Raw genomic sequence first — 13,832 nt, forward strand, 5'->3', positions numbered from 1 at the left:
GTTTTTGCGATGTTTTAAGGCGAATAGTGGTTCTATTTAACGAAAAACAGCACAAAAAACAGCCAATCTCAGGTGGTTCGCAGTAGGTTGAGTGTTGTCGGACAGCCTCCTAATCTGCGAGGGTAAAGGCCACCAGGGCGGCACCGCCTGGCAGGCCGCTTACGTCGGGGAAGGCGCTGGCCATGAAGCCAGGTGCATGGGAGCCAAAGCCGGTGGACGCGAGAATGTACTGCTTGCCATCCACGGCATAGCTGACGATACCGCCGCGCAGGCCGGAGCCGGCGTTGAAGTTCCACACTTCGTCGCCATTTTGTGCGTTATAGGCATGGATAACACCGCGGGGATCGCCGTTGAAGACCAGGTTGCCGCCGGTGGTCAGTACGCTGCCAAGGCCGGGCAGCGGGTAGTCGACTGTCCACTTCAGCTCGCCGGTAATAGGGTCGCGAGCATCAAGGCGTGCCGATGCCTTGCCGCCCGGCGGTGGTACTGCCACCAGTTTGCTGACACCCAGGTAGAGGCCGGCAATGCCCACGCTTTCGTGTTCCTGCTGCGCCGGTACCACCTGATTGCAGACTTCCATGGCATTGGTGTACCAGAGGCCGGTATCGGGGTTGTAGGCGCCATGGTTCCAGCTGCGCGCACCCAAAAGGTAAGGGCAGACGGTGGTTTCCTCGCCTTCGGGCATGTCAATACGGCCGATCAGGGCGCCGGTTTTCTTGTCGATGCCCTCGGCAAAGTTGATGTTCTGCGCCAGTGGCCAGACGTTTTCCAGGGTGCCGGTGTCTTTTTCCAGCACAAACACGAAGCCGCTCTTGTTGAGGTGTACCAGCAGATCCTTGCCGTCGCGCTTCAGGCTGATGACCTCGTAGGCGGAGTCAAAATCCCACACATCATGGGGGATTTCCTGGTAGGCCCATTTGAGTGAGCCATCCTTGGGTGACAGTGCCAGCACGCTGGCGCTGTGCTTGTTGTCACCCTCGCGTTCGGCGCCGTAAAAGTCCGGTGCCGCATTGGCCGTGCCGATAAAGATGGTGTCACTCTTCTCATCGTAGGTGCCGGGCAGCCAGGCGCCGCTGCCACCCACCTCGCCGGAGTCTCCGGGCCAGCTTGCGGGGTTGTCCTTGTCGAGGATATCGAAGGTCCAGGCTTTTTCGCCGGTGATGGCGTTAACCGCATAGATCTTGCCCTGGGTAGGCTGATCGCCGCCGGTGGTGCCGCCGAACAGTATGTCGCCGGCCAGTTGCGGCGGGGACGAGAACAGGCAGCCATAGCATTCCCGTGGCTCGGTGATCTGGGTGGACCATTTTTCCTTGCCGGTTTTCTGATCCAGGGCGATAAAGCGCCCGTCCAGGGACCCTATATAGACATTGCCGTGGCCTACGGTGACACCGCGACTGGCCGCGACGTAAAACACCTCATAGGCCACGTCATCGAGATCCGGCTGGTAGTGCCAGATCTGTTTGCCGCTGTCTGCCTCCACGGCAAACACATTGTTGTTGGGGCCTATGTAATAGACGATGCCGTCAATCACTATGGGGGTGGCCTGCAGTCCCATCTGAATATCGCCGGGTTGATGAATCCAGGCGACCTTGAGGTTCTTGATGTTGTCGGGGCTGATCTGGTCCAGCGGGCTGTAGCGCCAGGCATTGGAGGTGCGGTGGTACTGCGGCCAGTTGTCCGGGTTGTCGACGGCGGGCTCGCCCGCCTGAGCCGAATGAGGGCCACTGAGCAGGGCGGCTGAGCTGAGTGCCGAGATCAAAAGCAGTTTTTTCAGTGCACGCATGGAAAAGGCCTCTTTGTAATTTTTTTAGGGAGACAGCGGCTGGCTGACAGCGGTCAGCCAGCAGGCGTGGCAAGCCGCGCCCGGGGTTTTTCACCCTGGGCGTTGCCATACACGATGGAATTAAAAAGGGCGCGCGGAGTGCGCGCCAAGGTGACCTTGTAGGTCGGGTCTTAAATCAGCTGCTGTTTCATCTGATCGGCGATGTAGTCGGCCTGGCGGATGGCGAGGGCGACGATGGTGAGAGTCGGGTTTTCGGTGCCGCTGGAGGTGAACTGGCTGCCATCGGAGACGAACAGGTTGCTGATCTCGTGGCTCTGTCCCCACTTGTTGACCACACCGTCGCGGGCGTGTTCGCTCATGCGGTTGGTGCCCATGTTGTGGCTGGCCGGGTAGGGCGGCAGGTTGTTGACCTTGATGGCACCGATGGAGTCGAACAGCTCCTTGGAGCGGTCGTAGGCATGGTTGCGCATGCGGGTGTCGTTGATATGGTCGGTCTTGTAGACCACCGGCACCGGCAGGCCGTACTGGTCTTTTTCCGTGGGATGCAGGGTGATGTTGTTGGACTCCACCGCCATGTCTTCGCCACAGATCCAGAAACCCGCCATGTTGTCGTAGTTGGCCAGGGAGTCGGCCAGTTCACGGCCCCAGCCGCCCTTGCCAGGTTTCATGAAGGCCGACATGAAGGGCAGCCCAAGGTGCAGGATTTCCAGCTCGTAGCCGGCCAGGTGACCGCGGTTGGGGTCGTTGTCCTTCCATTCGTGGACGATGCCGGGCACCACGGTGCTCTTGTACATGTGCACCGGTTTTTCAAACTCGGCGTAAACGCCGCCGGTGGTGTGGGTCATGTAGTTCTGGCCGACCTGGCCGGAGCCGTTGGCCAGACCATCGGGAAACATCGACGAGGCGGAGTTGAGCAGCATGCGCGGTGACTCGATTGAGTTGCCGGCCACCGCGACTATGCGGGCTTTCTGCAGCTGCTGGTTGCCGTCCTGGTCGGCATAGAGCACGCCTGTGACCTTGCCGGTCTTGTCGTGTTCGATGCGCAGCACCATGGATTGCGGCCGTACCTCGACATTGCCGGTGGCCTCGGCCTTGGGGATCTCGGTGTACATGGTCGACCATTTAGCGCCTATCTTGCAGCCCTGCATGCAGAAGCCGTTGACCTGGCAGGACGGACGGCCATCGCGCACCTGGGTATTGATTGCCAGGGTGGCCTGTTCGCATTTGGCGCCAATGCGCTTGGCGCCCTCGGCGACCACCTTGTAGTGGCTGCTCTGGCCGTGGAACGGCATGCCGGTGGCTTCAGTGCCGCAGACGCCCATCTTCATCTCGGCCTTGACGTAATAGGGTTCGAGTTCCTTGAGCGTGACGGGCCAGTCGAGCACATTGGCGCCGGGCACCACGCCGTTGGTGGTCTTCATCTTGAACTCGTGTTCCTGAAAGCGCATGGCTACGCCGGCCCAGTGCACCGTGGCGCCGCCCACGCCCTTGACGATCCAGGCGGGCAGGTTGGGGAAATCCTTCGCCAGGCGCGCCGGGCCTTCGACGTAGCGCTTGTCGAGCCAGGAGATCTTGCCGAACATCTTCCACTCGTCGTTTTCGATGTCGTCCAATTTGAAGCGCCTGCCGGCTTCGAGCACCACCGACTTGATGCCTTTCTGGGCCAGTTCGTTGGCCAGGGTGCCGCCGCCGGCGCCGGAGCCGATGATAACCACCAGGCTGTCGTCATTGAGATCAAATTTAGTTGTCATGCTCAGACCCCCTCAATCCAGTCGTTTTCATCAAAGCCGCGGTTGATATAGCCACCCTTTTCCCAGGCGGAGCCGCCGTAACCGAAACGGGGCCAGAGCTCCTGGTTGTTGTAGATGCCCATCATCAGGTCGCCCTTGATCTTCTGGAAAAAGGCGGTGTCTTCCAGCGCCTTGAGAACAGTGACGCGGTCGGCTTCGGTGGCAACCTCGAGGTAGACTTTGCCAAAACGTTTTTTCGCCTGCTCATCCAGCGTCGCAACGCCGTCCTTGAGCAGAGTCTGCAGATCCGTGTCCTTTGCGGCCTGTTCGGCCAGCGGACTCATCACCTGGGCGTAGTATTTGTCCTCGAGCTTGTCGTGGGGAAATACATCCCGAGCCATGCGCAACAGGGTGGCGCTGGCATGATCGCCAATGGCACTGGCGGCCCAGGCAGCCGGTGACAACAGGGTGCTGCCAAGGGCGCCAACGCCCACCGCCGCGACTGTGCTGCGCGCCAGAAAGCGGCGACGACTCAGGTTGGTGTTGGGGCTGGGAACTGCGGTTTTATTCTTGTTCATGGAGCCTCCTTCAGATGGCGTCCGGCCAAAGGGTCGGTGCGCCTGTCGAGCTGTTTTTTTTGTGGGTTGAGTTGGGCTTGTCCGGGTTGGATGGCGTTATGTTCGGGCTGTGACGTCAGCTTTGCAGGCAAGCGCCGAAGCGCTGCAGGCTCTGCTGGATCAGGTCTTGGGTACTGCCTGGCAGCAACTCGGCCAGGGAGACATGCAGCCCTGGGTCGATGCGATCGGGCATGTCGCATGCGCGGTAGAAGTTGTTGCCGGCGGCCCACAGCGCAGCAAGATTTTCATCACACAGGATCACGGCATGGGCCAGCACGGCGAATTCGTCTGCTGCGGCGCCCGTGTGGCTTGCCATCTTGCGCCAGCGTTGGGCGGTACCGGCCAGCTTGCGCCCCTCCACCACCAGGTTGTAGTCACCGTTGCAGAAGGCGCCTTCCACCGAGGCGCAGTAGGCCTCAATACCCAGGTTCGCCAGGCTCTCGATCAGCGGCTGGCACAGGCGCAGGTAGCTGTCGCGAATGGCGCCCGGTGTGCGTCGCTGACGAAATGCGATGGCGATATTGATCAGTCCGGGTGCCTGGGGCGTCAGATCGCCGCCGGTGTCCCGTACCACCACCGGCCAGCCCTGGGCCTGCATGGCCGCACTGGCCTGATCGAACCCAGGCCTGCGGCACAGGCTGCGCGGTACGACCAGGGACGGTTCGCAGCGCCACAGGAAAACGCCGGAGCTTTGCTGGCCCTGTACCACGCGCTCGAGCAGCGCCAGTTCCTGCTTCAGGCCTTCCATAGGGTCCAGAGCAGGGTGTAGATCCGGGCTGAGAGCGGGCTGACAGGCCTGTGTCGACACGACTGTTGTTGCAGGCATCGGGCTGATCATGGGTTCACCCCTGTTCGATCTGATCGCACAGATCGCTGAGAAAGGCGCCGGCGGGGCCGCCGTCCAGCGCGCGGTGATCAAAACTCAGCGACAGCCCCATAATGCGGCGCACGCTGATCTGGCCATCTTGCATGACCCAGGGTTTGAGGCGGGTTTCGCCGATGCCCAGAATGGCGATCTGTGGCAGGTTGACGATGGGGGTGAAGTGGCGCACCCGGGACAGGCCGAGGTTACTGATGGTGAAGGTACCGCCGGTCATCTCAGGTACGCTGAGCTTGCCGCTGCGGGCGCGGGTCTGCAGCTCGCGGCGTGCATCGCTGCGCTCCGTGAGTGACTGGGCGCAGGCATTGAAGATTGTGGGCGCGACCAGCAGATTGCCGGGCAGGGTCATCGCCAGACTCAGGTGCACCGAGGGATTGAGCTGTATTTCCCGACCTTCAACCCGACCGTTAACATCGGGGTGCCGGGCCAGGGTTGTGATCACGGCCTGGGCGATCAGGTCTTCAATCGATACCTTGATACCCTGTTCGGCCAGGCGCACTTTGGTTTCAAACAGTGCCGTGGCATCGCAGTCGGCATGGTGGCTCAACTGCGCGGCCTCATCGAGGCTTTTGCGCATATTGTCGGCGATCATGCCGCGCACACCGCGCAGCGGTATGATTTTAAGGCTCAGGGCCTCGAGTGTGCTGGTGGACATTATTATTCTCCGGCAAGGGTGACATGCAGCTGTCCCCCTTGCAGTGTTAACCGGGCAGGGCTCTATCAGCCGATATGGCCGATCAGTTCGCCCTTGGCGATGACGTCGTCTACATCCTTGAGGATCTGCAGCGTGCCGCTGGCCGGTGCTTCCAGCTCGTACTGGATTTTCTGCACCATCAGCTCGGCGATGACATCACCCTGCTGTACGTTGCCGCCTTCGCTGGCGAGCCAGGCGGTGATGACAGCTTCACTGTCTTCTTCCCACAGGGTTTCGGGAACACGGACTTCAATACTCATCTTAGCGGGTCTCCATTTTTTGCATTTTTTCAAAGGCGGCAATGATCTTTTCGGGACTCGGCAACGCCCACTGCTCCATCACCGGGGTGAAGGGAATGGGGATGTCAGGATAGGCCACGCGCTGGGGCGCGGCTTTCAGCGCCACACCCTGTTCAGCCACGCTGCTGATGATTTCGGCGCTCATGCCGTAGCTCTGGTAGTCCTCATCCACCACGATCAGGCGACCGGTCTTGCGTACCGATGCCAGCACGGTTTCGCGGTCCAGCGGTACCAGGGAGCGCAGATCCACAACTTCGGCACTGATGCCGCGCTCGGCCAGTACCCGGGCAGCCTTGAGGCCGTGGTGCACGCCGGAGGTAATGCCGACGATGGTGACATCGCTGCCTTCACGCACCACGGCGGCCTTGCCGATGGGCACTTCGTAGGCCTCTTCCGGCACATGGACGATGGCGTCCTTCTCGGTGCCCAGCCAGCCCATGCCCTGCAGCGCCTTGTGGAACATGAAGATCACCGGGTTGTTGTCACGAATCGCTGCGGTCATCAGGCCTTTGGCGTCGTAGGCGTTGGACGGCGCCACCACCTTCATGCCCGGCAGGTGCGCGAAGGTGGCATGCAGGCACTGGGAATGCTGGCCGGCGTCCGAGTAGCCGCCGCCGGTGGAGGTCATCAGTACTACCGGCACTGGGGTTTCACCGCCGGAGAAATAGGTGTTCTTGGCCATCAGGTTATAGATGGCATCGAAGCAGACGCCGAAGAAGTCGACGAACATCAGTTCGACGATCGGGCGCATGCCATCGGAGGCGGCGCCCACAGCGGCTCCCATGAAGGCGGTTTCGGAGATAGGCGTATCGCGTACGCGCACTGAACCGAATTCTTCGTGCAGGCCGCGGGTGTTACCAAAGACACCGCCGAGCGGGCCTACATCCTCACCCATGACGAACACTTTTTCGTCGATACGCATTTCCTGGGCGATGGCTTCTGCCATGGCGCGGGCAATGGTGAGCTTGCGTTCTTTAGTGGCAACAGTCATTTGCTGCTCCTCTTGTTCTTGGAATAGGGGGTTTCTTGCGGCATGGATCCGGGCAAGGCCGTCTTGAAGACCGGATTACACAAAGACCTTTTCCATTGCTTCTTCCGGTGCCGGGAAGGCACTGTCCCGGGCAAAGGCAATGGCGGTGTCGACCCTGGCGTGGCAGCGTGTCACCAGGGCGGCATCGTCGCTGTCGGTCCAGCCGTGCTGGGCTTGCAGCTGTGCACGCATTTTGGGAATCGGATCCTTGGCGAAGAGAGCGTCTTTCTCGCCTTCGGGGCGATAGCCTTCGGCATCCCCCATAAAGTGTCCGGCCAGACGGTAGGTTTCGATTTCGATCAGGCTTGGGCCCTCTCCACGGCGGGCGCGCTCGATGGCTTCACCCGCCACCTCGAACACCGCCAGTGGGTCGTTACCGGGAACAAAGTGACCTGGCATGCCGTAGGCGGCGGCACGCTGGTCGTTGCGCTCGATGGCGGTGGAGGCGCTCTTGGAAACCGAGATGCCCCAGGCGTTATCTTCGATGACGAACACCACCGGCAGTTTCCAGACCGCGGCCAGGTTCAGGGTCTCGTGGAAGGCACCCTGGTTGGCGGCGCCTTCACCCAGAAAGGCCACGGCAACGCCGTCTTTTTGCTGCATCTGGCGCGACAGGGCGGCGCCGACGGCGGGTCCCATGCCCTGGGCAATGATGCCGGAGCAGGAGAAGTTCACTGCCGCATCGAATATGTGCATATGGCCGCCGCGACCGCCGCTCAGGCCGGTTTTCTTGCCGAAGATCTCTGCGGTCATACGGTCCAGGTCAACACCCTTGGCGATGGCGACATGGTGCGGGCGGTGGGTGGAGGTGACGATATCGGAGGCGTTAAGGTGAGCGCAGACACCCACGGCGCAGGGTTCCTGGCCGTTGGACAGATGCATTTCGCCGGGGATGGGGCCCTTGGCCATGTTAAAGGCGGGAGTCTTGCCTTCCATGTAGATGGTTTCGATGGATTCCTCAAAGTAGCGGCTGATGAGCATGTGCTCGTACATCCAGAGTTGTTGTTCTTTGCTGGGCTTCATGGAAACCACTCCTTTTATTCTTGATATTCGGATGGCGGCTCAGGTGCACGCCTGATGCCTGTAATTAGTAGAGCAACCACCGTGCCAATTTTTTAAGTTACTGTTTTTAATGGTATTTGTAATAAATTCCGGAGCCGGGTCGACGGTGGTGGTACAGGCTGTCGCGATGGCTGCCGCAGTCCTGACACAGACTGTCGCGCCCGGTGACACAGTTTCCGGGCGCATGGGCAGGATGGGCAGGAAGGGTGCCAGTGGCTAGCAACAGGGGGCCAGCAACAGGGGGGCAAGCGACGGGTTCGAGAGACAAGTGCAAGGGTGCGAGTGAAAAGCAGATGCCGGAGTCAGGCGGACAGCCGTATCTGCTGCAGGCTCATGACCAGGCGGGTGCGGTTGCTGATATCGAGCTTGCGAAAGATACTGCTCATATGGGTTTTCACGGTATGCACGCTGAGGTTGAGACTGTCGGCAATCTGCTTGTTGGCAAGGCCATCGCCGAGGGAGTGCAGCACACGCATTTCCGTTGCGGTGAGGCGGTGCAGCGAGGGCGGGCTCAGTTCAGGCCGTGCCGGCGCCAGTGCAGGCTGGACCCAGCGCTCACCCTCGTGCAGTTGCGCCAGTGCGGCCGCGAGATGCGCTGCCTGCATGGTGGCGGGCAGCAGGCCGCGTACACCGCTGCGGCGAAATTTTGCGATCAGGGCGGGGTCGGTGGCGGCGCTGCACAGCAATACAGGAGCAGTATGCTGTTCAACCAGGTCGGTCAGTTTGCATAGACAGGACAGGCCCGGCAGGCTGTCATCCAGTAGCAGCAGGCTATGGCCCGTGGCGGCGAGCCAGTGCTGTGACAGGTCACGAAAGTGATCGCAGTGGCGGCTCTGGTAGTGAATACCCTGTTGCTCCAGGGCGAGCTCCAGACCGCGGCGATACAGCGGCGAGCGGTGGGCGATGAGAATGTTCAGGCAAGGGTTCATGGGCGGGCCTCTTCTTGTTGTTGTGCGAAATTTGCGCTTCAATCGCAATGCGCATTGTCAGAGCTCGCAGCAAGAAACGAACCAGTTCACGGAATGGCAGCGGATAGGGGGCGTCCGGGGCCTGGAGGCGGGGTAGCGGGCTGTACAATGCGACGAACTGTTCCATTGCGGTGTCGCAACACTGCGGTGACAGTGTCGCACTCCAGTCGCCGCCGCTGCCCGCGGGCCTGTGGACAGTCGCCTTTGCCTGAGCCTATGATGGGCCAGATAACAACAATAAACTGACGGGAATAATCCGAATCTCCCATGACTAGCCGCAATTCTCCGCGAAACCATCCCCAAGCTGCTTCGCAGCGCAGCGCACCTGAGCAGGCGGGCCCCGAAATACTCGGATCCTGGCAGCGCTGTATTGAAGACTACCAGCTGGATCCGGGCCGTAGCTTACGGGCACCACGGTTGAGCGACAGCGAAGTACGCGAGGCCCGCAGCCTGCAGGACAGCCTGCTGCATTCGGCTGAACCCGTGTTTGAACGCCTGCGTTACCTGGGCGGAAATTCCGGTTACTGTGTGCTGGTCACCGATGCCAGCGGCATCGTCCTGCGTGAATACATCGATTCGAATCGTGGCCAGGAGCTGGCGGAAAAAGGGCTGAGTCTGGGCACGGTCTGGACTGAAAACCTGGTCGGTACCAACGGTCTGGGGACCTGCCTGGCCACCGGTGAGGCGCTGACCGTTTATGCCGGTGAACACTTTGGCCGCGAGTTGCAGCGTTTCAGCTGCTCCACGGCACCGCTGATTGCGCCCGACGGCAACATCATAGGCGCGCTGGATATCTCGACCTATGCCCAGGGCGACAAGATCGGCCAGGGGCTGGCGTTGAATCTGGTGTGCGATACCGCCGACCAGATCGAAGCCTCCATGTTTCGTTATGCCTTTGCCCGCCATAATTTACTGGCACTGGTCAGCTCACCGCTGGCCGATGCCAGCCAGTCCAATGCGCTCTTGGCGGTGAATGATTCCGGCTGGATACTGGGGGCCACCTCGGCGGCTCTGATGCAGCTGGGTGTCCCCGAGCGTTGCCTGATCGTCGGGCAGGGGCTGGCGGCCCTGACCGGCGCGACTCTTGAGGACGTGCAGCGCGCGCCCTGGTCGTTGCAGCACGGCGGCAGCAATGGCTGCTGGCTGATGCGCCTGGCAGTTGAGACGCGGCGGGCGGCGGTTTCAGTGGCGCCGGCTGTTGCAAGTGCGACGCCCAGGCCCAGTCTCGATTCGCCGCTTTATCATGCCGCCGGCACCGATCCCTCGTTGCAACGCAATGCCGATATCTGCCATAGAGTGCTGAACCGCGATATCTGCATTTTGCTGCAGGGCGAAACGGGTACGGGCAAGGAAGTCTGGGCCCGGGCGATTCATGCCAGCAGTACGCGGCATGACAAGCCCTTCGTTACGCTTAACTGTGCCGCCATCCCTGAATCCCTGATAGAAAGCGAGCTGTTTGGCTACAGCGCCGGTACTTTTACCGGTGGATTGAAAGGTGGCAAGGTCGGCAAGATTGAGGCCAGCAACGGCGGTACCCTGTTTCTGGATGAGATAGGCGATATGCCATTGATGTTGCAGGCGCGCCTGCTGCGGGTTCTGGCGGAACGGGAGATCACGCCGCTGGGTCAGATCAAGCCGATCGCGGTTGACCTGCACGTGATCTGCGCCACCCACCGGGATCTGATCGACGCCGTGAGCCAGGGGGAATTTCGCGAGGATCTGTATTACCGCATCAGCGGTGTACGCATTGGCCTGCCGGCGCTGCGTGACCGTCAGGACCGGCAGTCTCTGATCGAGAAGGTCTTCTGGCAGCTGCGCGAATCCGACGCCATACAGATGGACGAGCCGGCGCTGCAGGTGCTCAGCGCCTATCACTGGCCTGGCAATATCCGCCAGCTCAGAAACGCGCTGCAGTTTGCGTTGTGCATGTGTGACGGGCGCGCCCTGCGCATTACCGATCTGCCGGATGAGGTTTTTCCGCAGGCCCCCGGTGAGCCGACGGATAAGGGGGCTGGTACCCTGGCCGCTGCTGCCATGCTGACGCAGAGCGAGCCGTTGGCGGATCAGCTGCCACCGGACCGGCTGGTGTCGCTGGGCACCTCTGTGCAGGGCAATGTTCCCGCTGAACAGGGTGAACGCGCCCGTATTCTGGCGACATTGCAACAGCATCGCTGGGTGGTTCTGCGTGCCGCCCAGGCGCTGGGCATCAGCCGCTCGACACTGCACCGTAAAATTAAAAAATACGGCCTGAGTGAGGCTTGAATTCCAGAGTGGGCCTTGTAACCTTGTTCAGGGTCAGCGCTTCTGTTCGCTGATCCTGCCGGGCTGTTGGCGCTTCTGTAGCGGCCGCGCAGGCTAAATTTTACCTTCCATTTTTTATCTTCTGCATGAAAAGGAGTTCGTCGTGAGTACACAAGGACGCGTGGTGCGAGGCGCTGGAATTACGCTGTTACTGTTGCTGACCGGTTGCGCCGGTTTCAACAGTACCGATAGACAAGCTGATGCCCAGGCGCTTGAGGGTATTGATGGTGTGGCCTGTGTCGGCCAGATTAACAGTCCGCCACCGGGTCTTGCGCTGGTGGCGGATGATGCCCTGCTGCAGGAAGCCCTCGGGGCCAGTGGCGCCGGTGAGCTCTGTGCAGGCCAGGTGCTGGTGGCGCAGCAGCCAGTTACTGTGTATCGGGTGTGGGACAGTGCGCGGGACTATACCCGTTACGGTAGCTGGTGGTCGTTTCAGATGCCGGAGGGGCCGCGCCTTCAGTACCGCGAGGATAACAGTATCTGCCCGTCCTGGAGCGAGCTGGACCGCATGAGTGCCTGTACCCTCAAAGTGGGTGCAAAACTGGTGGTGGGGCCTGGTCAGAGTGCGCAGTGCAAACAAATGACCTACGCCAAATCCGCCGTCAATCAGGTGTATATCCCCAACGATGCACGCAACAATGTGCTGCATGTGGCGGACTGTACTGCAGGGGACGTCTGGCCCTGAGACGCATTGGTACAGGGTCTGAATAAGCAGGCCTGAGCCCTGAGGCCCAGGCCTGCTGACCTGGTTCAGGCGCCGCCGAGGGCCTGCAGGTTTTTCTGCAGCCAGGCACGGTAGGCGGCCTGGATTGCACTCATGCTGCTGGCCTCTTCCGTGGCATCGGCTTCGTACTGCTTCAGAATGTTCAGGCTGGTCTCAAGGCTCGCGGCCAGCAGTGCCTGGGGGGAGTCAACATCCTTGCCCAGCTTACTTAACTGATCGCCCGATGCCTGGGCGGTTTTCAGAAAGGCGCTGTAACCCTCCTGCATTTTCCCGAGCGCTGCGATCTGTATATCCGCCAGCTCACTGAAGGCACCGGCGATAGTCGTCGGGTCGGCAAGCTTGCTACTCGCTTCCAGCCAGTTGGTCTTCTGGGCAACTTCCAGCAACTGCCCGGTGACCTGTATCTGATCCTTTAACGGTGTGATGGCATTCAGCAGGATGAGGGCGTTCTGACGGCTCTGGTCGCAGTACTGATTCCAGTGCTGCAGTGCGTCGGTCAGATCAGGGTCTAGCAGTGGTGTGGTTTCGGTGGTCATGGCAGGTTTCCTGTTGTTTTAAAGAGTGCGTCAGAGTGCACGGGGCTGGGAAAGACGTTCGATCATGCGGTACACGGCGCTGATCTGCGGCGCATTGCGCGAATAGAAATCCGGCTCGGCAGCGGTGGGGGACGAGTAGCCCCAGAAATCCCAGCAGCCTTCAGGGTTCAGCGGTGCGCCATTGGAGGGCTGTACCTGGGGGTAGAGCATGATCAGGTCATTGGCTTCGGCCATGTAGTTATAACCGGTCTGGGCATAGTATTTGTCGCCGATTACTGCAGCACCCTGCTTGCAGCCGTGAAACACCACATGCACCGCGCATTGCTTGCCTGCCTGGCAGGTGGCCGGAATATAGGCGTAGGCCGTGTCGCTCATGCTGGTGGTTTTGGAGTCGATAAAGGCGGATTGATCAAATGCCAGTACGGCGCTGCTCAGCAAGGTGGCAGGCGGTTTCATGCCGGGGTAAATCTGATCGAGAATGCGGGTCGACTGCTCGAAGTTGCAGTCATTGATATAGGGGGCGGCTGTCACCGGGCAGTCGGTGTCCTGGCTTCTGTCGGTGATGATGGCATGGCCCGCGTCGACGCTGGTGTCGTACTGTATGGCGCTGGCCGGAACCCCGACGGTCTCGAAGTATTTCTCGGTCTGATCAACCACCGCGGTGGTTACGGTCTTGTCTTTCTGACCGCTGAAAATATAGAGGTGGTCGTCTTTCAGATTGTCCAGCGGCGCAATGTCACCGGTCTTTTCCAGTGCCTGGCTGAGCGTTACCAGCAGCGGTGTATTGGGGCCGACTGCGGGGGTGAGCGGGCTCATGCAGGTGGTGGTGGCATTGATGACCAGTGGGCTCAGAGACCAGGACTTGGCACAGAGGTAGGGGCCGCCGGCGATGATGCCCGCACCCACCATGATGTCGGAATAGGCCACATACAGCTGCGAGGTCATGAAGGCGCCGGATGACAGGCCTGACACCGAAGTGCGCTTGATATCCGCGCCTATTGCAGGCAGGGCGGCGACAGCGGCACTGGCTTCAGTTGCTGCCAGGGCGTGGGTCGCAAGGCCGACTGAGGCGAGGCCTGCCGTGGCAAGGATGGCCGCCGCAAGAAGGCGAGTCTTGGTGTTGTGCTGTCCTGAGTGGCGCGAGGATCTGATCTGGCCGTCAATCTGGCTATGAGCTGGTTTCATGGTTTTTACCTGTCCCTGAGTCG

Annotated in this window: 13 protein-coding genes; 2 read left to right on the forward strand and 11 right to left on the reverse strand. The window is 60.7% G+C overall.

The features are described 5' to 3' along the window. Positions 1 to 109: 109 nt before the first annotated feature. The 9 genes from MRS74_RS03310 to MRS74_RS03350 form a co-directional block, all read right to left on the reverse strand. Complete coding sequence (locus MRS74_RS03310; RefSeq protein WP_254578847.1) at positions 110 to 1,783, reverse strand: pyrroloquinoline quinone-dependent dehydrogenase; 1,674 nt, start codon at positions 1,781 to 1,783, stop codon at positions 110 to 112. 170 nt (positions 1,784 to 1,953) lie between these two features. Next, a complete protein-coding gene (locus MRS74_RS03315; protein WP_254578848.1) occupies positions 1,954 to 3,534 on the reverse strand; it encodes a GMC family oxidoreductase in 1,581 nt (526 codons plus the stop codon). Positions 3,535 to 3,536: 2 nt separating this feature from the next. After that, positions 3,537 to 4,091, reverse strand: coding sequence for a gluconate 2-dehydrogenase subunit 3 family protein (locus tag MRS74_RS03320; protein ID WP_254578849.1), 555 nt, complete (start codon positions 4,089 to 4,091; stop codon positions 3,537 to 3,539). A gap of 115 nt (positions 4,092 to 4,206) precedes the next feature. Continuing rightward, entirely contained in the window at positions 4,207 to 4,968 is a 762-nt protein-coding gene (locus MRS74_RS03325; protein ID WP_254578850.1) for a lipoate--protein ligase family protein, read from the reverse strand. Positions 4,969 to 4,972: 4 nt separating this feature from the next. After that, on the reverse strand, positions 4,973 to 5,665 hold the full coding sequence (locus tag MRS74_RS03330; protein WP_254578851.1) for a 2-oxo acid dehydrogenase subunit E2: 693 nt from the start codon (positions 5,663 to 5,665) through the stop codon (positions 4,973 to 4,975). Between the two features lie 65 nt (positions 5,666 to 5,730). Beyond that, entirely contained in the window at positions 5,731 to 5,964 is a 234-nt protein-coding gene (locus MRS74_RS03335; RefSeq protein ID WP_254578852.1) for a biotin/lipoyl-containing protein, read from the reverse strand. A gap of 1 nt (position 5,965) precedes the next feature. Then, a complete protein-coding gene (locus tag MRS74_RS03340; RefSeq protein ID WP_254578853.1) occupies positions 5,966 to 6,994 on the reverse strand; it encodes an alpha-ketoacid dehydrogenase subunit beta in 1,029 nt (342 codons plus the stop codon). Between the two features lie 75 nt (positions 6,995 to 7,069). Beyond that, the gene (locus MRS74_RS03345; RefSeq protein ID WP_254578854.1) at positions 7,070 to 8,056 is read right to left on the reverse strand and encodes a thiamine pyrophosphate-dependent dehydrogenase E1 component subunit alpha; all 987 of its coding nucleotides are present in this window, start codon (positions 8,054 to 8,056) and stop codon (positions 7,070 to 7,072) included. A 341-nt stretch (positions 8,057 to 8,397) separates the two neighbouring features. Then, positions 8,398 to 9,024, reverse strand: a complete 627-nt coding sequence (locus MRS74_RS03350; RefSeq protein WP_254578855.1) for a helix-turn-helix transcriptional regulator — start codon at positions 9,022 to 9,024, stop codon at positions 8,398 to 8,400. 306 nt (positions 9,025 to 9,330) lie between these two features. On the opposite strand from MRS74_RS03350, the gene MRS74_RS03355 reads away from it, so the two are divergent. Together MRS74_RS03355 and MRS74_RS03360 are read left to right on the forward strand one after the other, a co-directional pair. Next, complete coding sequence (locus MRS74_RS03355; protein WP_254578856.1) at positions 9,331 to 11,325, forward strand: sigma-54-dependent Fis family transcriptional regulator; 1,995 nt, start codon at positions 9,331 to 9,333, stop codon at positions 11,323 to 11,325. 142 nt (positions 11,326 to 11,467) lie between these two features. Further along, a complete protein-coding gene (locus MRS74_RS03360; RefSeq protein ID WP_254578857.1) occupies positions 11,468 to 12,049 on the forward strand; it encodes a hypothetical protein in 582 nt (193 codons plus the stop codon). Positions 12,050 to 12,114: 65 nt separating this feature from the next. On the opposite strand, the gene MRS74_RS03365 is transcribed toward MRS74_RS03360, so the two are convergent. After that, the gene (locus tag MRS74_RS03365; RefSeq protein ID WP_254578858.1) at positions 12,115 to 12,624 is read right to left on the reverse strand and encodes a hypothetical protein; all 510 of its coding nucleotides are present in this window, start codon (positions 12,622 to 12,624) and stop codon (positions 12,115 to 12,117) included. Between the two features lie 30 nt (positions 12,625 to 12,654). Further along, positions 12,655 to 13,809: an extracellular catalytic domain type 2 short-chain-length polyhydroxyalkanoate depolymerase gene (locus MRS74_RS03370; RefSeq protein WP_254578859.1), complete on the reverse strand. Its 1,155-nt coding sequence runs from the start codon at positions 13,807 to 13,809 to the stop codon at positions 12,655 to 12,657. Positions 13,810 to 13,832: the final 23 nt, after the last annotated feature.

This window comes from Marinobacterium sedimentorum, from assembly GCF_024267675.1.
GTDB classification, from domain to species: domain Bacteria; phylum Pseudomonadota; class Gammaproteobacteria; order Pseudomonadales; family Balneatricaceae; genus Marinobacterium_A; species Marinobacterium_A sedimentorum.